The organism is Sphingomonas sp. P2_B6 (genome assembly GCF_056404755.1).
Genome location: NZ_JBFUDK010000008.1, coordinates 219,850 through 238,824, shown reverse-complemented (window position 1 = coordinate 238,824; position 18,975 = coordinate 219,850). Strand labels below are relative to the sequence as shown.

At 67.8% G+C, this 18,975-nt stretch carries 18 protein-coding genes and 1 pseudogene; 9 read left to right on the top strand and 10 right to left on the bottom strand.

Annotated features, from left to right (window positions below):
• From AC1DX5_RS13890 to AC1DX5_RS13875, 4 genes are all read right to left on the bottom strand, one after another.
• Positions 1-1,114, bottom strand: a 1,114-nt coding sequence (locus AC1DX5_RS13890) for an AAA family ATPase (protein ID WP_478016055.1), incomplete at its 3' end; no start/stop codon positions are given.
• Between the two features lie 21 nt (positions 1,115-1,135).
• A complete protein-coding gene (locus AC1DX5_RS13885; protein WP_478016053.1) occupies positions 1,136-1,885 on the bottom strand; it encodes a thioredoxin domain-containing protein in 750 nt (249 codons plus the stop codon).
• Positions 1,886-1,912: 27 nt separating this feature from the next.
• A complete protein-coding gene (locus AC1DX5_RS13880; RefSeq protein ID WP_478016051.1) occupies positions 1,913-2,596 on the bottom strand; it encodes a thioredoxin domain-containing protein in 684 nt (227 codons plus the stop codon).
• Positions 2,593-3,141, bottom strand: a complete 549-nt coding sequence (locus AC1DX5_RS13875; RefSeq protein WP_478016049.1) for a DUF721 domain-containing protein — start codon at positions 3,139-3,141, stop codon at positions 2,593-2,595. Before AC1DX5_RS13875 ends, AC1DX5_RS13880 begins: the two co-directional genes overlap by 4 nt.
• A 47-nt stretch (positions 3,142-3,188) precedes the next feature.
• Between AC1DX5_RS13875 and AC1DX5_RS13870 the strand changes: the two genes are divergently transcribed.
• Genes AC1DX5_RS13870 through nudC form a run of 3 tightly spaced genes read left to right on the top strand, consistent with a single transcriptional unit; the run spans position 3,189 to position 6,452 of the window.
• Entirely contained in the window at positions 3,189-4,208 is a 1,020-nt protein-coding gene (locus tag AC1DX5_RS13870) for an A/G-specific adenine glycosylase (protein WP_478016072.1), read from the top strand.
• Positions 4,205-5,575, top strand: coding sequence for a serine hydrolase domain-containing protein (locus AC1DX5_RS13865; protein ID WP_478016048.1), 1,371 nt, complete (start codon positions 4,205-4,207; stop codon positions 5,573-5,575). Before AC1DX5_RS13870 ends, AC1DX5_RS13865 begins: the two co-directional genes overlap by 4 nt.
• Before the next feature lie 10 nt (positions 5,576-5,585).
• Entirely contained in the window at positions 5,586-6,452 is an 867-nt protein-coding gene (nudC, locus tag AC1DX5_RS13860) for an NAD(+) diphosphatase (RefSeq protein WP_478016046.1), read from the top strand.
• 27 nt (positions 6,453-6,479) lie between these two features.
• Here nudC and AC1DX5_RS13855 read toward each other — a convergent pair.
• Positions 6,480-6,748, bottom strand: a pseudogene (locus tag AC1DX5_RS13855) (prephenate dehydratase); the annotation flags it as partial.
• A 272-nt stretch (positions 6,749-7,020) separates the two neighbouring features.
• Here AC1DX5_RS13855 and rsgA point away from each other — a divergent pair.
• Positions 7,021-8,097: a ribosome small subunit-dependent GTPase A gene (rsgA, locus tag AC1DX5_RS13850; RefSeq protein WP_478016044.1), complete on the top strand. Its 1,077-nt coding sequence runs from the start codon at positions 7,021-7,023 to the stop codon at positions 8,095-8,097.
• A 174-nt stretch (positions 8,098-8,271) separates the two neighbouring features.
• Here the strand turns inward: rsgA and AC1DX5_RS13845 are convergent, their stop codons facing one another.
• Complete coding sequence (locus tag AC1DX5_RS13845; RefSeq protein ID WP_478016042.1) at positions 8,272-9,162, bottom strand: prephenate dehydratase; 891 nt, start codon at positions 9,160-9,162, stop codon at positions 8,272-8,274.
• Positions 9,163-9,267: 105 nt separating this feature from the next.
• Here AC1DX5_RS13845 and AC1DX5_RS13840 point away from each other — a divergent pair, with 105 nt between their 5' ends.
• Positions 9,268-9,948: a c-type cytochrome gene (locus tag AC1DX5_RS13840; protein ID WP_478016041.1), complete on the top strand. Its 681-nt coding sequence runs from the start codon at positions 9,268-9,270 to the stop codon at positions 9,946-9,948.
• A 277-nt stretch (positions 9,949-10,225) separates the two neighbouring features.
• Here AC1DX5_RS13840 and AC1DX5_RS13835 read toward each other — a convergent pair whose 3' ends face one another.
• Together AC1DX5_RS13835 and AC1DX5_RS13830 are read right to left on the bottom strand one after the other, a co-directional pair.
• A complete protein-coding gene (locus AC1DX5_RS13835; RefSeq protein ID WP_465171633.1) occupies positions 10,226-11,101 on the bottom strand; it encodes an LOG family protein in 876 nt (291 codons plus the stop codon).
• Between the two features lie 39 nt (positions 11,102-11,140).
• A complete protein-coding gene (locus tag AC1DX5_RS13830; protein ID WP_478016039.1) occupies positions 11,141-11,797 on the bottom strand; it encodes an extensin family protein in 657 nt (218 codons plus the stop codon).
• Between the two features lie 303 nt (positions 11,798-12,100).
• On the opposite strand from AC1DX5_RS13830, the gene AC1DX5_RS13825 reads away from it, so the two are divergent.
• The 4 genes from AC1DX5_RS13825 to AC1DX5_RS13810 all read left to right on the top strand — a co-directional run bounded on the left by AC1DX5_RS13825 (position 12,101) and on the right by AC1DX5_RS13810 (position 17,453).
• The gene (locus AC1DX5_RS13825) at positions 12,101-13,237 is read left to right on the top strand and encodes a phosphoserine transaminase (protein ID WP_478016038.1); all 1,137 of its coding nucleotides are present in this window, start codon (positions 12,101-12,103) and stop codon (positions 13,235-13,237) included.
• 90 nt (positions 13,238-13,327) lie between these two features.
• A complete protein-coding gene (serA, locus tag AC1DX5_RS13820) occupies positions 13,328-14,905 on the top strand; it encodes a phosphoglycerate dehydrogenase (protein WP_465171630.1) in 1,578 nt (525 codons plus the stop codon).
• A 118-nt stretch (positions 14,906-15,023) separates the two neighbouring features.
• On the top strand, positions 15,024-16,130 hold the full coding sequence (locus AC1DX5_RS13815) for an ATP phosphoribosyltransferase regulatory subunit (RefSeq protein WP_478016036.1): 1,107 nt from the start codon (positions 15,024-15,026) through the stop codon (positions 16,128-16,130).
• A 33-nt stretch (positions 16,131-16,163) separates the two neighbouring features.
• Positions 16,164-17,453 (top strand): adenylosuccinate synthase, encoded by a 1,290-nt coding sequence (locus AC1DX5_RS13810; protein WP_478016034.1) that lies wholly within the window; start codon positions 16,164-16,166, stop codon positions 17,451-17,453.
• 18 nt (positions 17,454-17,471) lie between these two features.
• On the opposite strand, the gene aroC is transcribed toward AC1DX5_RS13810, so the two are convergent.
• Positions 17,472-18,542 (bottom strand): chorismate synthase, encoded by a 1,071-nt coding sequence (aroC, locus tag AC1DX5_RS13805; RefSeq protein ID WP_478016033.1) that lies wholly within the window; start codon positions 18,540-18,542, stop codon positions 17,472-17,474.
• Positions 18,542-18,961, bottom strand: coding sequence for an endonuclease domain-containing protein (locus AC1DX5_RS13800; RefSeq protein ID WP_478016031.1), 420 nt, complete (start codon positions 18,959-18,961; stop codon positions 18,542-18,544). The genes aroC and AC1DX5_RS13800 overlap by 1 nt, the downstream gene beginning before the upstream one ends.
• Positions 18,962-18,975: the final 14 nt, after the last annotated feature.

The following is an 18,975-nucleotide window of genomic DNA, read 5'->3' as shown; positions in this document are numbered from 1 at the left end:
CCTCGGCATCGCGCGCGGCGCGCTCGGCCTCGGCCAGCGCGGCATCGAGTTGGGGCGAGCGCGTCGCTGCCTCGGCGATGCGCGACTCGAGCTCTTTCGCTTCATCGGCCAGCCGGGCGATCGCCTCGGCCGCGTCACTGGCGAGTGAGCCTTCGCGTGCCCGGTCCTCGGTCAGCCGGGTACGACTGTCGCGCAGCTCGGCCAGGCGGCGTTCGGCCGCGGCATGTTCGGTGCGCAGCGCCGCGAGCCGGTGGCCCGCATCGCTCGCCCGGTCGCGCGCGCCCTGCGCTTCGGCTCGGGCCGCGGCGAGCTTTTCCGTCGCGTCGGCCTGATAGGTCGCGGCGCCGCGCTGCGCCTCGGCCGCGTCGGCGACGCGCGTCCCCGCCGACGCAGCTTCCGCCTTGGCCGCATCCGCCGCCGACGAGGCGTCGCGCCAGCGCGCGAAGATCGTCCGTGCCTCGGCCACCCGGATCTGGTCGGAAAGCTGGCGATAGCGCTCGGCCTGGCGCGCCTGGCGTTTCAGCGCGGCGGCGCGTGCGTCCTGGTCGGCGATCACTTCGTCGAGCCGGGTCAGGTTGGCTTCGGTCGCGCGCAGCTTCTGTTCGGCATCCTTGCGGCGAACGTGCAGGCCGGCGATGCCCGCCGCCTCTTCCAGCATCGCGCGGCGCTCGGCCGGCTTGGCGGCGATCACCGCGCTGATCTTGCCCTGGCTGACCAGGGCCGGGCTGTGCGCGCCGGTCGCCGCGTCGGCGAACATCAGGGCGACGTCCTTGGCGCGCACATCGCGCCCGTCGATGCGATAGGCGGAGCCCGCCCCGCGCTCGATCCGGCGGACGACCTCGGTCTCCTCGCCGGTGATCTCGGTCAGGATCGAGACTTCGGCGAAGTCGCGCGCCGGCCGGGTCGAGGTACCGGCGAAGATGACGTCATCCATGCCCGCGCCGCGCAGCGACCGGGCCGAGGTCTCGCCCATCGTCCAGCGCAACGCCTCGAGCAGATTCGATTTGCCGCAGCCATTGGGCCCGACAATGCCGGTCAGCCCGGGTTCGATGCGCAAGTCAGCCGGGTCGACGAAGCTTTTGAAGCCAGTCAGCCTGAGCCGCTTGATCTGCACCGGGATGCCCCCGCCCCGCCGTTACAGCGCGCCCGCTGCCTTGAGCGACGGCTGAAGTCCCTTCCAGTCGGCCACGTTCGGCACGACATCGCCATTGACGATGAAGGTCGGCGTGCCCTGGATTTTGTATTGCTGGTTCGCCGCGTCGGTGTTCTTCGCGACTTCCTCCAGCATCTTCGGATCGGCCAGGCACTGGCGCGCCTTGGCGTCGGGCACGCCGCGCTGCTTCACGAAATCGAGATAGCCGTAGAATTGCGCGAGATAGGTTACCACCTGCGCCGGCGGCGCATTTTGCAACCGGGCCTGATCGGCCTCGGGGATCTTGTCGGTCTTGCCGATCAGCTGCTGCTGCGAGATCATCATCTGCTCGAGCATCGGGAAAAACTGATTGGGCTCGACGCAGTGGCCGAGCAGCATCGGGCCGATATCGGCCTCGGCATGGATCGGATAGTCGCGGAATTCATAGGAGAGCTTGCCCGAGGCGATCGGGCCGCTCTTCAAAGCGGGAAACCCTTCCGCGTCGAACGCCGCGCAATGCGGGCAGGTGCGCGAGCCATATTCGATCAGCTTCACCGCGGCATTGGGGTTGCCCATGCGATAGCCGCCCTCGGGCGTCTTCTCGACCACATCGGCCCAGGCCTTGCCGGCCGGCGCCGGAACGGCCGCGACAGGCGCGGCGGCGGGGGCGCTGCTGTTGCCGCCGGTCCCGCCCGAACCGCAGCCGGCGAGGATCAGGGCCGGCAGGACGGCATAGGCAATGCGGAATTTCATGGGGAGTCTCCGTTGTGAAATCTTGGATTATTTAGCGCCGACCGCGCGCAGGCTCTTCTCCAGCACGGCCCATTCGGTCGTGTCGACGGTCTTGCCGTTGACCTCGAACGCCGGCGTGCCGTGGATTTTCGCCCAGGAGGCATCGGTGTTCTTCACCACCACCGCCATCTCGGCGTCATTGGCCAGGCAGGCGGCGATCGTCGCGTCGGTCATGCCCCGCGACCGCACGATGTCGCTCAGCCCCGATCCGTCGGCCAGCGCCTGGAGCTGCGCCGGCTGCGGCCGGGTCGCCAGGCGCGCGGCATTGGTCGCCTCGAAGCGCGATCCGCGCGTGACCCAATCCTCCTGCGCGGCGAACATCGCATCGGTCGTCTCGAAGAAGCGCCGCTGCCCCGTGCACCGCGCGAGCAGCGCGGCGGTCAGGTCGAGCCGGTCGCGCACCGCGTTGCGCAGCTCGACGCTGGTCGATCCGGACTTCACCATCTGTCCGCGCAGGCCGGCCGCCGATTCGGCGATGAAATGGCCGCAATGCGGGCAGGTATAGCTGACATATTCGACCAGCTTCACCTTCGCGTTGGGATTGCCGATGACATAGCTGCCGTTCGCCGACTTCGTCACGGTGGCCCGCCAGTCGCGCGCCTGCGCCAGGACTACGGTTCCGAACCCGAGCAGCGCGATCAGCGCGAGCAACATGCGTAGATGCTTCATCATTCCTCCGGCTGGCCGACCACCGGCACCCCGCGTGTCGCGGCGACACCCGCCGCCAGCGCTTCGAGCACCGCCTTCAATTCAGGATCCGCAATGGTGCGCAGGCTCGCCCCCAGCTCGACCGGGATCGGCTTGAGCGACGGCGGCGCGGCGCGCGGGCGCGGTGCCGCGACATCGCCCTGGCGGATGTTCACTCGCGACACCGCGCCATAGCCGAAGAAGCGATTGACCCGCTCGACGATCTCCGGCGCGATATGCTGCATCATCGTGGCATGCGCGCCGCGCACGACCAGGTTGAGCGTGCCTTCCGTGCGCTGCCCTTGCGGGAACTTGATCGATTCGGGCGCCGAGACGCCAGCATAACGGCTGCCGACGATTTCCGGCCAGCGGCTGACGATCGCGCTCTGCACGAAGCCGAATTTGCGGAACGCGGCGCGCCCGACATCGGGCAGCAACTCGGAGACCGCGCGCGCACGGCCGCCGCGCGGCTTTTCCGCTTTGGGTTCGGGCCTGGGAGCGGGGACGCGCTTGCTCATTATCCTGTCCATGCCATAGCGATGCCGTGCCCRCCAAGCTTCCTTCCGACATCGCCGACATGCTGCTTGCCTGGTACGACCTGAACGCACGCCGTCTGCCCTGGCGCAGCCCGCCCGGAACGCCGCGCGCCGACCCCTATCGGGTGTGGCTATCCGAGATCATGCTGCAGCAGACGACGGTCGCCACGGTGCGCCCGCGCTTCGAGGAGTTCGTCGCGCGCTGGCCCGATGTCGAGTCGCTGGCCAGCGCGAGCGACGCCGACCTGATGGCGGCCTGGGCCGGGCTCGGCTATTATGCCCGCGCGCGCAACCTGATCGCCTGCGCTCGGGCCGTCGTCGCAGGGGGCGGCCGGTTTCCGGCCACGGAAGACGGCCTGCGCGGCCTCCCCGGTGTCGGCGCCTATACCGCCGCCGCGATCGCCGCCATCGCCTTCGGCGAACGCGCCGTGGTGGTCGACGCCAATGTCGCCCGCGTCGTCGCCCGCCTGTTCGCGATCAGCGCGCCCCTGCCCGGCGCCATGCCCGAAGTCCGCGCCGCCGCCGACTCGATCACGCCCGACGCCCGCGCCGGCGATTTCGCCCAGGCGATGATGGATCTCGGCTCGGCGATCTGCACCGCGCGCGGGCCCCGCTGCCTGATCTGCCCGCTTGCCCCCTCCTGCCGCGCCTTCGCTTCGGGCGAGCCGGAGCGTTTCCCGGACAAGAAGGCCAAGGCGACCAAGCCGCAACGCTATGGCACGATCTTCTGGGCCGAGCGCGACGGCCAGGTCCTGCTGGTGCGCCGCCCACCCAAGGGCCTGCTCGGCGGCATGCGCGCGCTCCCGACCGGACCCTGGTCCCCCGCCCCGCCCGGGTTGGAGGAACCGCCGATCGCCGCCGACTGGACGATGCGGAATGAGACGGTCGTTCATGTCTTCACGCATTTTCGCCTCGAACTCGCGCTTGCGGTCGCGCGGCTCCCGGCGCATTCGAGCAGCGGTGACAATTGGGGCGATTGGTGGCCGATAGCCGATATCGAATCGGCGGGGTTGCCAACCGTCTTCGCCAAGGCAGCGGACGCGATCAGGAGAGCGGCATGAGATTTCGGGCATTGGTATCCGGCAGCATATTGATCGCACTCCTGGCCGGCGGGGCCTTCGCCTATGAGGCGGCACCCCAGGCCCAGCTTGCCGCGCCGGCCAGCCAGTCCGCCCTTCCCGCCACGCAGGCGCTGTTCGATTCCTATGTCGCGACCGGCAAGATACCCGGCATCGTTGGCGCGTTCGGCGCGGGCGACCTGCCGACCGTGTTCGTCAGCGCGGGGAAGATCTCCGACGACCCGAGTGCCGCTGCGGCCGGCCCAGACAGCCTGTGGCGCGTCTATTCGATGACCAAGCCGATCACCGCCATGGCCGCGATGATCCTGCTCGAGGAAGGCAAGATCCGGCTCGACCAGCCGGTCAGCGACTTCATTCCCGCCTTCAAGACGATGCGTGTGCAGATCAGCCCGGATTCGCTCGCGAGCCGCCCCGCCGCCCGCCCGATCACCATCCGTAACCTGCTGACTCACACCGCCGGCCTTGGCTATTCGATCATCACCAAGGGGCCGCTGCTCGACGAATATAACCGGCTCGGCCTTACCCCCGGCGCGCTCAGCGTGTCGCTTGACCTCGCCGCGCGGAAAACCCGCCCGCCCACGCTCGAGGCCTTTGCCGATCGGGTCGCCGAGGCCCCGCTGATCGCCGACCCCGGCACGAAATGGAGCTATTCGATCGGGCTCGACGTGATGGGCCGGGTGATCGAAGTCGCGGGCGGCATGCCCTTCGACAGTTTCGTACAGAAACGCATCTTCGATCCGCTGAAGATGACCTCCAGCTACTGGACCGTCCCGCAAAGCGAGGTCGGGCGCTTCGCCACCAATTACATCTTCCAGCGCGAGGCGATGAAACAGCTCTCTGCCGGCCGCCCGGTCGACGTGTCGGGGGTCGACGAAAAGGCCCGCCTGCCGATCGATCCGGCGGCAAGCTCGGTCTGGCTCTCCCCGCCGAGCTGGCCTTATGGCGGCGCCGGGCTGGTCATGTCGGCGCGCGATTATGATCGCTTCCTCCACGCGCTGCAGGACGGCGGCACGCTTGACGGCGTGCGCGTGCTCAAGCCCGAGACCGCCGCGCTGCTGATGTCGAACCTGCTGCCCCCGGGCGTCACCTACACGCCGACCCCGGACGGCACCGGCCCCGCGCCGCTGACCGGCTATGGCGCCGGTGGCTCCGTCTACCTCGCGGACAAGCCCGGCGGCCCGGGCAAGGGCACCTATGGCTGGGGCGGCGCCGCCGGCACGACCGGCTGGGTCGATCCCGCGCGGCACATGCGCGGCACGATCATGGTCAATTATTTCCCGGCCGAGCAATGGCCAGTGCGCAGGGAAACCGTGGCCGCCCTGATGACCGATTTCGCCCGCTACAAATGAGCTTCATCCCATGATCGCACCAGGCTTCACCGGCGGCAGGCTCGACCGGGCCGATCCGCTTCGCCAGGACCCGGAGGCGCTCGCCGCCGCGACGGGCGACTGGCGCGCCCGATTGCTCGTGCTCAACGATTTCGAGCCCGAGCTGGACGGCGAGGGCCGGCTGGTCTGGACCAACCTGGCCGATGCGCCCGAGGGATCGGACCTGCTGCTGCTCGGCCTCGACAACGGCAAGCCCCATTTTGCCGCGCTGACCCCGGGCATGAAACCGCCCGCTGGCCGCCCGATGCGCATGTTCGGCCTGCTCGACCGCATCGCGCCGGGCGAGGCGGCAACCTATGCCGCCGCGCGCAGCCTGCTCGACTGGCACACGCGCCACCGCTTCTGCGCCAATTGCGGTACCCCGACCGAGATCTACCGCGCCGGCTGGGGCCGCAAATGCCCCCATTGCCATGCCGAGCATTTCCCCCGCGTCGACCCGGTGGTGATCATGATCGCCGAGCATGACGGCCGCGCGTTGCTCGGCCGCCAGCCCGGCTGGCCGGCGGGACGCTATTCGGCGCTGGCTGGCTTCCTGGAGCCGGGCGAATCGATCGAGGAAGCCGTCGCGCGCGAGACCCTGGAAGAAGCCGGCGTGCGCGTGACCGACATCCGCTACATCGCCAGCCAGCCATGGCCCTTCCCGTCCTCGCTGATGATCGCCTGTGTCGGCATGGCCGAGGACGATGCACTGACGATCGACAAGCACGAGCTGGAGGACGCGATCTGGGTGTCGCGCGCGGAAGTGCTCAGGGTGCTGGCCGGCGGCGAAGGCGCGTTCCTGCCGCCACCGCCTTATGCGATTGCGTTCACGCTGCTGACGGAGTGGGCGAACAGTTGATCCTCTCCGGCACGGGGAGGGTCAAGATTACCCCCGCGCCCGAGCCTGCCGGTACGTCCCCAGCACCCGCACCCATTTCGCATGGAAACCCAGCTCGGCCAGCGCATTGTCCAGCCCCGGGTCGCCCGGCTGCCTTGGACATCAGCATGGAATTCGGTCGCCGCAAAGGTGCCGCCGCGCTGATAGCTTTCCAGCTTGGTCATGTTGACGCCGTTGGTCGCAAAGCCGCCCATCGCCTTGTACAGCGCGGCGGGCATTTTCTTCACTTCGAAGATCAGCGTCGTCATGAACGGCCCGTCGCCGATCAGCGCATGGCCGGCGCGCGCCGGTGCCCTTCGAGCCTCGCCTGGGCCTAGTCGCGACCGGCGGATCAGTGTAGCCGGGGAGCAAGGGTCATCAGGTCGAGCGATGTGCTCGGGCCGACACCCGCGTCCCGGAGCGACCGACATACCGCGCAAACCCAATTACGACTTCGAGCGCCGCGAGCGCGAACGGGCCAAGGCGGCGGAATCCGCGAAGAAGTCGCAAGCCAAGGCGGACAAGCGAGCTGTCGAACAGGGAACGCCGGATGCGGTTGAATCAGGCGATCCGCAGATCGGTTGAAGCGACGATGGATATGTCCGATCCCACTCTCGCGCAGCTCGGCTGGCGGCCCTTCTTCAACGAACAGTGCTCCGCCGGGCAGGGCCACCAATACCAGCCTGTGCGCGTCATGTCGGTTCATCGCGGAAGGGTCACCGTTTCGGGCGAAGGGTTCGAGGACTCGATCTCGTCCAGCCTTCCTGCGCGCGGGGAAGCGGAGGACCGGCCCACCGTCGGCGACTGGTTGTTGATCGACCGAAGCACCCGAAGCCTTGTGCGCATCCTCGATCGGACAAGCCTGTTCAAAAGGCCCACTCCCGGCGATGACCGCCGGGTCCAGCTCATCGCCGCGAATGTGGACACGCTTTTTATCGTCACGTCCTGCAACCAGGACTTCAACCTTGCACGTATCGAACGCTATCTCGTGCTCGCGCGCGAGGCAGGCGTGCGCCCGGTGGTCGTCCTCACCAAGGCCGACCTGTCGCCTGCTCCCGAGCGCCGGGTCGAAGCGGCGCGCGCACTCCAATCGGGTTTGCGGGTGGAACTGGTTGACGGGCGCGATCCGACGAGCGCCGCCCGCCTCGCGCGGTATTGTGGTCTGGGTGAGACTGTCGCGTTGGTCGGGTCGTCCGGCGTCGGCAAGTCGACGCTCGTAAACACCCTGAGGGGATCGGACAGCATCGCGACGCAGGCGGTCCGCGAGGAGGACGGCAAGGGCCGGCACACGACGACCGTCCGCGAGATGCATCGCCTCGCCGGTGGCGCGGACGAAGGCGGCTGGCTCGTGGACACGCCCGGCATGCGAGAGCTTCTGATGTCCGACGTGGCCACCGGCGTGACCGAGGTCTTCGACGACGTCACGGCGGTGGCGCTCGGGTGCCGGTTCTCGAACTGCGTCCATGGCGACGAACCCGGATGCGCCATCCACGCCGCCATGGCGGGAGGAAATCTCGATGTCGCCCGCGTCGAACGGTGGCGTAAGCTCGCCCGGGAAGATGCAGCGAACAGCGATGCGGCGGCAGTTCGCCGCTCCCGCCCTGGGAAGACCGGAAACAGGAAATGACGACCGGCTGATCTTTACCCGCTCGCAGGATCGATACGAACGAATGTCAGGTCGGGGCGGACTCGGTCGCTCATGAATGGCCAGCTTGGCGCCGCCCGGACTCTTCACGCGAAGGCGCGACAGGCGTCCAACGGCCACTTCCCGCCGTCCCGAGCCGCGACAGGCCGCTAAATGCTACCCCCGCGCCCGCGCCTGCCGGTACGTGCCCAGCACCCGCACCCATTTCGCATGGAAACCCAGCTCGGCCAGCGCATTGTCCAGCCCCGGGTCGCCCGGCTTGCCCTCGACATCGGCATAGAATTCGGTCGCCGCGAAGGTGCCGCCGCGCTGATAGCTTTCCAGCTTGGTCATGTTGACGCCGTTGGTCGCAAAGCCGCCCATCGCCTTGTACAGCGCGGCGGGCACGTTCTTCACTTCGAAGATCAGCGTCGTCATGAACGGCCCGTCGCCGATCGGCGCATGGCCGGCGCGCGCCAGCACCAGGAAGCGCGTCGTGTTGTGGTCGGCATCGGCAATGCCGTCGCACAGCACGTCCAGGCCATAGATCGGGGCGGCCATCGGCGGCGCGAGCGCGGCCAGATGGGGGTCGCGCTTCTCCGCCACCAGCGCCGCGGCGCCCGCGGTATCGGGATAGGCGATCGGCACGATGTTCCGCTCGCGCAGCCAGTGGCGGCACTGGCCAAGCGCCTGGGGATGGCTCGTCGCCTCGCGCACATCCTCCAGCCTGCCCGATCCCATCAGCGCATAGTGAATCGGCAGGAAATGCTCGCCGGTGATGACCAGGCCCGATTCGGGCAGCAGGAAATGCATGTCGGCGACGCGGCCGTGCAGCGAATTCTCGATGGGGATGATCGCGCAATCGGCCCGGCCGTCACGCACCGCGTCGATCGCGTCGGCGAAGTCGAAACAGGGCAAGGGCAGGCCGTCGGGAAAGGCCTGCAGGGCCGCGATATGGGAATTGGCGCCGGGGGCGCCCTGGAAAGCGACGGCGCGTTCGGGGTGCGCCGCGGCTTCCTCGATCATGCGCGCAACGATGGGCCGCGCGGGGGCTGCGAAATTGTCCATGGAGCGGCGCGCTTACCGGCGCGTTTGTTCTTGCACAAGCGCGGCTTGCGGTGACGCTCCACCGAATCTAAAGGGAGCCGACTTTCCGACAGGGGCAACTTGGCAATGGACAATCGGACGAACACGATCGCGGGCTGGGTGCTCGGCGCATGCGGCGTGGCGCTGGGGCTTTCGATCGTGGGCGGCATGGTGTTCCAGCCGCATCATCTCGAGAAGATGGGCTACCCGATCGAGGGTGTCGCCGAAGAGGGCGCGGAGGGCGGTGGCGCCGCCGCCGTGCCGATCGCGACGCTGATGGCGACCGCGGATCCGGCCAAGGGCGCCGAGGTGTTCAAGAAGTGCGCCGCCTGCCACACGATCAACCAGGGCGGCCCGAACGGGGTTGGCCCGAATCTCTACGCCACGCTCGGCGAAGGCATTGCCGAGGGCAAGGGCGGCTTCGCCTTCTCCGACGCGCTCAAGGCCAAGGGCGGCAAGTGGGATTTCGAGGCGATGAACACCTGGCTGACCAGCCCGCGCGCTTTCGCCTCGGGCACCAAGATGACCTTTGCCGGCCTCGGCAACCCGCAGGACCGCGCGAATGTGATCGCCTATCTCAACCAGCAGGGCTCGAACCTGCCGCTGCCGGCGGCACCCGCCGCGGGTGCCGCMGCCGCCCCGGCCGAAGGCGCGGACGCCAATGCCGTCGCCCCGGCCGCCGCGAACCTCTCGGAAGGCGCCGCGCCGGCCACCGGCGCGCCGTCGGTCGACCCGAACGCCGCGGTCCAGGCCGAAAAGAAGAAATAACCCGCTTCCCCGGCGACGGCCGGGAGATCGGTTACGAAAAAGGCCGCGCCGGGGGGCGCGGCCTTTTTTTGTTATTTGCCGGAAGCTTCGATCAGACGAAGACGGTGCGCAAAAACCCATCCGTTCGTCCTGAGTAGCGGCTGAGCTCGTCGAAGACGCGTATCGAAGGACCGTTGGAGCACGTAACGCCTGCCCTTCGATACGCCATTTCGACAAGCTCAATGGCTACTCAGGGCGAACGGAGGTCAGATTCAGGGCTCGCCGCGCCAGCCCCGCCTCACTCCGCCTCGTCCGCGGGCTCCTGATAGAAGTCCTGCACCACCTTCCACGCCTCTTCCGCCGTCTCGACGAAGGTGAAGATGTTCAGGTCGCGCGCGGAAATCACGCCTTCCTCGACCAGCGCCTCGAAATTCACCACGCGGTTCCAGAAGTCGCGGCCGAACAGCAGGACGGGGATCGGCTTGATCTTGCCGGTCTGGATCAGCGTCAGCAGCTCGAACAGCTCGTCGAACGTGCCGAATCCGCCCGGGAAGGCGGCGAGCGCGCGGGCGTGGAGCAGGAAATGCATCTTCCTCAGCGCGAAATAGTGGAACTGCATGCTCAGCGACGGCGTCACATAGGGGTTCGGCGCCTGCTCGTGCGGCAGCACGATGTTGAGCCCGATCGATTCGTGGCCGGCCTCCGCCGCGCCGCGATTCGCCGCTTCCATGATCGAGGGGCCGCCGCCCGAGCAGACCACGAAGTGGCGCTTGCCTTCCTCGTCGCGCGGGCAGGCGCTGGCGAGCTGGGCGAGTTCATAGGCGACGTCGTAATATTTCGACTTGGCGACCAGGCTCTTCGCGATGCGGATCGCGTCCTCGCCCTGGGCCAGCTCGAGCAGCGCCCGTGCCTTGGCCGGCTCGGGGATGCGCGCGGAGCCGTACATCACGAAGGTGGAGGCGATGTTCGCCTCGGCCAGGATCAGCTCGGGCTTGAGCAGTTCGAGCTGGAAGCGGACGGGCCGCAGATCCTCGCGCAGCAGGAAATCCATGTCCTGGAAGGCGAGGCGATAGGCCGGATTTTCGGTCTGGGGGGTGCTGATCCCGGCATTGGCGGTTTCGGCATCCTGGCGAGCGCGCGGAAAGACCCGCGACGGTACATGTGTCTCTGTCATTTGATCAGGCCCTAGCGGAAAAACGCCCGAAGATGAAGCTTAGCGGCAGAAACGCGCGCGGTCGTCTTCGAGATGCAGATGGTTGGCGTGCGCCGCGTTGTAATCCGGGCTCAGCACCGTGCCGAAGCGTTTGCAGGCGGAGCCGCGGATCACCTGCAGGAAGTCGCGGACGCGCGGGTCGTCCGATCGCCAGCCGTTCAGCACCGTGATGCGCCGCCCGTCCTGCAGCACGAAGCCGGAGATATCGACCGCATTGGCGATGGCATGGCCCGACAGCTGCGCGGCATTGGCGGGGGAGCCGACCACGTTGCGGCAGGCATAGCTGCCCATGCTCTCGACCCGCACCAGGTCGCTGCCCAGGATCTGCCGCGCGGCGGGCGCGACCGCGTTGCGCGTCCAGCCGATGAAGGTCCGCGCGAGGCCGCAGCGCATGCCCTTCAGATTGGTCACCGGCACGCCGATGTCGATCAGCTGCACCGCGCCGATCACCTGGCACCCCCCGCCGAAATCGCGGTCGGGCAAGGGGCTGAAGCGCACCTCCTCGCGCGACAGATCGGCGAAGCACGCCTGAGTCTCGCGCGAGGTCGGCAGGTCGAGCGTCACTGGCCGCGCGCCCACCGGCCGCGGCGGCGGCGGACGATCGTCCCCGCGCCCGCACCCGGTCAGCGTCAGGCTTATCGCGATTATCGCTGTCATACGCCCGCGTCGGACCGCGCTACGGGTTTCTCCAGCTACACCCTGCGCCCAAAGCGCCAGGCAGAATATTGGATGCACCATATCGACAAACTCCGCACCGCCGCGCCGAGGATTATAGCGCTGGCCCGCGGAGGCAATGCAACGCCTGTCGGCATGCGGCGACCCGGTACTTACGGGTGTCCCGGCGCGCTCGCTTGCCGCAGCGCAGCAGAATGAAGATTGACGTAGCGGCGTAAATCGCTAGGGCCGTCAACGGGCCACGCGGTCCCAACGCCGCGCGTGCTCTCTGTAAGGAGAGACTACATGACTGAATACCTTGCGCCTCCGGCGACGAAGCCGACGCGTCCTTATTTCTCTTCCGGTCCCTGCGCTAAGCCGCCGGGCTGGACCCCCGAAAAGCTCCAGACGGAAGTGCTCGGCCGGTCACACCGTTCGAAGCTCGGCAAGACGCGCCTGCAATACGCGATCGACCTGATGCGCGAGATGCTGCAGCTCCCCGACACGCACCGCATCGGCATCGTCCCCGGCTCCGACACCGGCGCGTTCGAGATGGCGATGTGGACGATGCTGGGCGCGAAGCCGGTAACGGCGCTCGCCTGGGAAAGCTTCGGTGAGGGCTGGGTCACCGATGCGGTCAAGCAGCTCGGGCTCGATCCGACCATCCTCCGCGCCGATTACGGCCAGCTTCCCGACCTGACCCAGGTCGACTGGTCGAACGACGTGCTGTTCACCTGGAACGGCACCACCTCGGGCGTGCGCGTCCCGAACGGCGGCTGGATCCCGGACGACCGCGAGGGCCTGAGCTTCGCCGACGCCACCAGCGCGGTGTTCGCTTACGATATCCCGTGGGACAAGATCGATGTCGCGACCTTCTCCTGGCAGAAGGTGCTGGGCGGCGAGGGTGGCCACGGCGTGCTGATCCTCGGCCCGCGCGCGGTCGAGCGGCTGGAAAGCTACACGCCTAAATGGCCGCTGCCCAAGGTGTTCCGCCTCGCCTCCAAGGGCAAGCTGACCGAAGGCGTGTTCAAGGGCGAGACGATCAACACCCCGTCGATGCTCGCCGTCGAGGACGCGATCTTCGCGCTCGAATGGGCCAAGGGTCTTGGCGGGCTGCAGGGCCTTATCGCCCGCAGCGACACCAATGCCGCCGCGCTCGACAGGATCGTCGCCGATCGCCCCTGGCTAGGCCATCTCGCGCTGGACGAGGCCTCGCGGTCGAAGACCAGCGTGTGCCTGACGGTCGAGGGTGCCGACGAAGCGCTGATCAAGAAGCTCGCCGGCCTGCTCGAAGCCGAGCATGCCGCCTATGACATTGCGGGTTACCGCGATGCCCCGGCGGGCCTGCGCATCTGGTGCGGCGCGACCGTCGACGCCGCCGATATCGAAGCGCTCGGTCCCTGGCTCGACTGGGCCTACGCCTCGGTCACCGTCGTCGCCTGACCTTCTTGTGTCCCCGCGAAGGCGGGGACCCAGTCTGGGCTCCCGCCTTCGCGGGAGCACAACCTTCCTGCGATCATGAAAGGCATCACCATGCCCAAAGTCCTCATTTCCGACAAAATGGATCCCAAGGCCGCCCAGATCTTCCGCGAGCGCGGGGTCGAGGTCGACGAGATCACCGGCAAGACGCCCGACGAGCTGAAGGCGATCATCGGCCAGTATGACGGCCTCGCCATCCGCAGCTCGACCAAGGTGACCAAGGATATCCTGGCCCATGCGACCAACCTGAAGGTCGTCGGCCGCGCCGGCATCGGCGTCGACAATGTCGATATCCCGGCGGCCTCCGCCCAAGGCGTGGTCGTGATGAACACCCCGTTCGGCAACTCCATCACCACCGCCGAGCATGCGATCGCGCTGATGTTCGCGCTCGCCCGCCAGCTGCCCGAGGCCGATGCCTCGACCCAGGCGGGCAAGTGGGAGAAGAACCGCTTCATGGGCGTCGAGCTGACCTCGAAGACGCTCGGCCTGATCGGCGCCGGCAATATCGGCTCGATCGTCGCCGATCGCGCCCGCGGCCTGAAGATGAAAGTGATCGCCTATGATCCCTTCCTCACCCCCGAGCGCGCAATCGAGACCGGCGTCGAAAAGGTCACGCTCGAGGACTTGCTCGCCCGTGCCGACTTCATCACGCTGCACACCCCGTTGACCGACCAGACCCGCAACATCCTGTCGGCCGAGAATCTCGCCAAGACCAAGAAGGGCGTGCGCATCATCAACTGTGCGCGCGGCGGGCTGATCGACGAGGTCGCGCTGAAGGCCGGGCTCGATTCGGGCCACATCGCCGGCGCCGCGCTCGACGTGTTCGTGACCGAACCGGCGACCGATTCGCCGCTGTTCGGCACGGCTAACTTCGTCTCCACCCCGCATCTCGGCGCTTCCACCTCGGAAGCCCAGGTCAATGTCGCGATCCAGGTCGCCGAGCAGATGGCCGATTATCTCGTCTCAGGCGGCGTCACCAACGCGCTCAACGTGCCGAGCCTGTCGGCCGAGGAAGCACCGAAGCTGAAGCCCTATATGGCGCTGGCGGAGAAGCTCGGCTCGCTGATCGGCCAGCTCGCGCACGGCGCGCTGTCGGGCATCAACATCGAGGTCGAGGGTGCCGCCGCTGCGCTCAACCAGAAGCCGATCACCAGTGCGGTGCTCGCCGGGCTGATGCGCGTGCATTCGGACACGGTGAACATGGTCAACGCGCCGTTCCTCGCCAAGGAACGCGGCATCGACGTGCGTGAGGTCCGTCACGACCGCGAGGGCGATTACCACACGCTGCTGCGCGTGACGGTGAAGACCGACGCCGGCGACCGCTCGGTCGCGGGCACCTTGTTCGGCGACGCCGCGCCCCGCCTGGTCGAGCTGTTCGGCATCAAGGTCGAGGCCGATCTGGTCGGGCACATGCTCTATGTCGTCAATGAAGACGCGCCCGGTTTCATCGGCCGGCTCGGCTCGCTGCTCGGCGAGGAAGGCGTCAACATCGGCACCTTCCATCTCGGCCGCCGTTCGGCCGGGGGCGAAGCGGTGCTGCTGCTCTCGGTCGACGAGCCGGTGACGCCCGAGCTGATCGCCAAGGTCCGCGCGCTGGCCGGCGTGAAGACCGTCATGGGGCTGTCGTTCTGAACCAAAACCTCCCCGTTCGTCCCGAGCCTGTCGAAGGACTGTTCTTTCTTCCCCGGAAGGAAGTACAGGGCTTCGACAAGCTCAGCCCGAACGGGCGTTTTGGATCTCTTTCCCGGCCATGACTCATGCCCTGCTCCCCGAAGGTTTCCGCGACCGGCTGCCCCCGTTCGGCGATGCCGCCGCGCGTCTCGAAGCGGCGGTGCTCGGAGCGGCCTATGCGCACGGCTATGAGCGGGCCGACCCCGCCCTGGCCGAGTTCGAGGCAGGCTTGGCTGGCCGACTGAAGGCGGCACGCGCGCAGGACGCGGTACGCTTCGTCGATCCGGTATCGCAGGCGACGCTCGCCATCCGGCCAGACATGACCGCGCAGATCGGCCGAATCGCCGCGACGCGCATGGGGCATCATCCGCGCCCGGTGCGCCTGTCCTATGCCGGGCCGGTGCTGAAGCTCCGCGCCTCGCAGCTCAGCCCGGAGCGCGAGCTGCGCCAGATCGGCTGCGAGCTGATCGGTCTCGACACCGTTGCCGCCGCGAAGGAAATCGTCGGCGTCGCGGTCGAAGCGCTCGAAGCGGCCGGCGTGCGCGGCATTTCGATCGATTTCACGCTGCCCGATCTCGTCCCGATCCTGGCGGATGGTCCGCTGCCGGTCGAACCCTGGCTGATCGAGCAGCTCCGCGACCGGCTCGACGCGAAGGACGCCGGCGGCGTTGCCGAGATCGCGCCTGCCTATCTTCCACTGATCGAAGCGGCCGGTCCGTTCGAGACGGCGCATGACCGGCTGTGCGCCTTCGATGTCGGCGGCGCACTGCGCTCGCGGCTCGATGGGCTGTGGCAGATCGCCTCGGGGCTCAAGGGCCGGACCGCGCTGACGCTCGACCCGACCGAGCGGCACGGCTTCGAATATCAGACCTGGCTCGGTTTCTCGATCTTTGCCGATGGCGTGCGCGGCGAGATCGGGCGCGGCGGCAGCTACACCATCGTCCATGAGGACGGCGCCGAAGAAGCCGCGACCGGTTTCTCGCTCTATGCCGATGCGATCGTCGCGGCCGGGCTGGCCGATGTCGACCGGCGGCGCCTGTTCGTGCCGCTGGATACCGACCCCGCCGTCCCGGCCGCGATGCGGGCGCAAGGCTGGGTCACCGTCGCCGCGCTCGAAGCAGGCGATACGCCCGAGGCACAGCTCTGCACGCATATTTTGGTGGAAGGCGCGGCGCGCTCGCTCTAGGCGCCGCACCGTCCCGATCGAAGGAACTCAGTTTTGGCAAATGTCGCAGTAATCGGCGCCCAATGGGGCGATGAGGGCAAGGGCAAGATCGTCGACTGGCTCGCCGAGCGCGCCGACATGGTCGTGCGCTTCCAGGGCGGTCACAATGCCGGCCACACGCTGGTCGTCGGCGAAAAGGTCTACAAGCTGTCGCTGCTGCCTTCGGGCATCGTGCGCGGCACGCCTTCGGTGATCGGCAATGGCGTGGTGCTCGATCCCTGGGCGCTCAAGGCGGAGGTCGAAAAGTTGGCCGGCCAGGGCGTGACGATCACCCCCGAGACATTGATGATCGCCGACAATTGCGCGCTGATCCTGCCCTTCCACCGCGATCTCGACTCGCTGCGCGAGGATGCCAGCGGCGCGGGCAAGATCGGCACCACGCGGCGCGGCATCGGCCCGGCCTATGAGGACAAGGTCGGTCGCCGAGCGATCCGCGTGTGCGACCTCGCGCATCTCGACGCGCTCGATTCGCAGCTCGACCGGCTGACCGCGCATCACGACGCGCTCCGCGCCGGTTTCGGCGAGCCGCCGATCGACCGCGCCGCGCTGGTCGAGGAGCTGCGCGCGATCGCCGATTTCGTGCTGTCCTTCGCCAGGCCGGCCTGGCGCGACCTCAACCAGGCGCGTGCGCGCGGTCGCCGCATCCTGTTCGAAGGCGCGCAGGGCGTGCTGCTCGACGTCGATCACGGCACCTATCCCTTCGTTACCTCGTCCAACACCATTTCGGGCACGGCAGCCGGCGGGTCGGGCCTCGGGCCGAGCGCGGTCGGTTTCGTGCTGGGCATCGCCAAGGCCTATACGACGCGCGTCGGCTCCGGCCCCTTCCCGACCGAGCTCGAGGACGCCACCGGCGAGCGGCTGGGCGAGCGTGGGCATGAATTCGGCACCGTCACCGGGCGCAAGCGCCGCTGCGGCTGGTTCGACTCCGTTCTGGTGCGGCAATCGGCCGCGGTCGGCGGCATCACCGGCATCGCGCTGACCAAGATCGACGTGCTCGACGGCTTTGACGAAGTGAAGATCTGCGTCGGTTACAAACTGCGTGGCGAGACGCTCGACTATTTCCCCTCGCATGCCGCCGATCAGGCAGCCGTCGAGCCGATCTACGAGACGATGCCGGGCTGGCAGGAATCGACCGCCGGCGCGCGGAGCTGGGCCGATCTGCCCGCCCAGGCAATCAAATATATCCGCCGCATCGAGGAGTTGATCCATTGCCCGGTGGCACTGGTGTCGACCAGCCCCGAGCGCGAGGACACCATCCTCGTGCGGGATCCCTTCGCGGATTGATCGGCAAGGACCGGGCGCTCAGCGCCCGGTCTGGGCCCGGTGCAGCAGTTTCTGGTCGGCCAGGACGAGCGCGACCATCGCCTCAACCACCGGTGCGCCGCGGATACCGACACAGGGGTCATGGCGGCCCCTGGTCATGATCTCGGTCGCTTCGCCGCTACGGGTGATGGTTTCGACCGGCGTCAGGATCGAGCTGGTCGGCTTGAACGCGACGCGGACGCGGATCGGCTGGCCTGTGGCGATGCCGCCGGCAATGCCACCTGCGTGATTCGCCAGGAATTCGGGCCCGTCGGCACCCGGCCGCATGGCATCCGCATTCTCTTCGCCGCGCAGCGTTGCCGCTTCGAAGCCGTCACCGATCTCGATACCCTTCACGGCGTTGATGCTCATACAGGCCGAAGCGAGTTCCGCGTCGAGCTTGGCGTAGAGCGGGGCACCCCAGCCGGCGGGCACGCCGGTCGCCTCGCACGCGATGACTGCGCCGAGCGACGAGCCCGCCTTGCGCGCGCCGTCGACCAGCGCCTCCCAGCGCGCAGCCGCTTGGGCATCGGGGCAGAAGAATGGATTCGCGTCGATCTGGTCGGGATCGAAATTGGCCGGATCGATCCGGTCGCCGCCGATCGCCTCGACCCAGGCGCGGATGCGCACCTCGGGGATGACCAGCCGCGCGACAGCACCCGCTGCCACCCGTGAAGCGGTTTCGCGGGCGGAGGACCGCCCGCCGCCGCGATAGTCGCGAAAGCCGTATTTGGCGTCATAGGCATAATCGGCATGGCCTGGGCGATAGGCCTCAGCGACCTCCGAATAGTCCTTGGAGCGCTGGTCGACATTCTCGATCATCAGGCTGATCGGCGTGCCGGTCGTCTTCCCTTCGAACACGCCGGACAGGATGCGGACCTGGTCGGGCTCCTGCCGCTGCGTGGTAAAGCGCGAGGTACCGGGGCGGCGCTTGTCGAGGAACGGCTGGAGATCGGCTTCTGAGATGATCAGCCCGGGCGGGCAGCCATCAACGACGGCGCCAATGGCCGGGCCATGCGACTCGCCCCAGGTGGTGAAGCGGAAGACGTGACCGAAGCTGTTGAGACTCATTAACCCTCTCCCTGAAGGGGAGAGGGAGGGGCCCGCCGCGAAGCGGTGGGAGGGTGAGGGGCTGTTTCTTGTGCAGCTTCCGCAATCATCGCCACCACACCTTCGATATTTTGCATCACATCATTGTTCCAGAACCGTCTTACCCGATAGCCTTCGGCCTCAATGATCGCCGTGCGTCGCGCATCATAAGCCTCAGCTTCAGGCCCGACATGGGTTTCGCCATCCAGCTCGATCACTAGCCGGGCCTCGGCACAGAAGAAATCGACGATGTAGGAATCGAACCAGACCTGTTGCCGGAACTTCAACCCGGCAACCTGGCGGCCGCGAAGCTGCTTCCAAAGCCGTTTTTCCGGCTCTGTCGGCTCACGCCGCAATTGCCGCTGGCGCTCCAAAGCTTCTTTGCCCGGTGGCCGTTTCATCCCCTCACCCTCCC

Bases quoted from the DNA above. Each gene is read 5' to 3' on its own strand.
- AC1DX5_RS13875 (WP_478016049.1), bottom strand. From the start codon at position 3,141: ATGGACAGGATAATGAGCAAGCGCGTCCCCGCTCCCAGGCCCGAACCC.
- rsgA (WP_478016044.1), top strand. From the start codon at position 7,021: ATGCGGTTGAATCAGGCGATCCGCAGATCGGTTGAAGCGACGATGGAT.
- AC1DX5_RS13865 (WP_478016048.1), top strand. From the start codon at position 4,205: ATGAGATTTCGGGCATTGGTATCCGGCAGCATATTGATCGCACTCCTG.
- AC1DX5_RS13830 (WP_478016039.1), bottom strand. From the start codon at position 11,797: ATGACAGCGATAATCGCGATAAGCCTGACGCTGACCGGGTGCGGGCGC.
- AC1DX5_RS13870 (WP_478016072.1), top strand. From the start codon at position 3,189: ATGCTGCTTGCCTGGTACGACCTGAACGCACGCCGTCTGCCCTGGCGC.
- AC1DX5_RS13835 (WP_465171633.1), bottom strand. From the start codon at position 11,101: ATGACAGAGACACATGTACCGTCGCGGGTCTTTCCGCGCGCTCGCCAG.
- nudC (WP_478016046.1), top strand. From the start codon at position 5,586: ATGATCGCACCAGGCTTCACCGGCGGCAGGCTCGACCGGGCCGATCCG.
- AC1DX5_RS13815 (WP_478016036.1), top strand. From the start codon at position 15,024: ATGACTCATGCCCTGCTCCCCGAAGGTTTCCGCGACCGGCTGCCCCCG.
- aroC (WP_478016033.1), bottom strand. From the start codon at position 18,542: ATGAGTCTCAACAGCTTCGGTCACGTCTTCCGCTTCACCACCTGGGGC.
- serA (WP_465171630.1), top strand. From the start codon at position 13,328: ATGCCCAAAGTCCTCATTTCCGACAAAATGGATCCCAAGGCCGCCCAG.
- AC1DX5_RS13880 (WP_478016051.1), bottom strand. From the start codon at position 2,596: ATGATGAAGCATCTACGCATGTTGCTCGCGCTGATCGCGCTGCTCGGG.
- AC1DX5_RS13885 (WP_478016053.1), bottom strand. From the start codon at position 1,885: ATGAAATTCCGCATTGCCTATGCCGTCCTGCCGGCCCTGATCCTCGCC.
- AC1DX5_RS13845 (WP_478016042.1), bottom strand. From the start codon at position 9,162: ATGGACAATTTCGCAGCCCCCGCGCGGCCCATCGTTGCGCGCATGATC.
- AC1DX5_RS13800 (WP_478016031.1), bottom strand. From the start codon at position 18,961: ATGAAACGGCCACCGGGCAAAGAAGCTTTGGAGCGCCAGCGGCAATTG.
- AC1DX5_RS13825 (WP_478016038.1), top strand. From the start codon at position 12,101: ATGACTGAATACCTTGCGCCTCCGGCGACGAAGCCGACGCGTCCTTAT.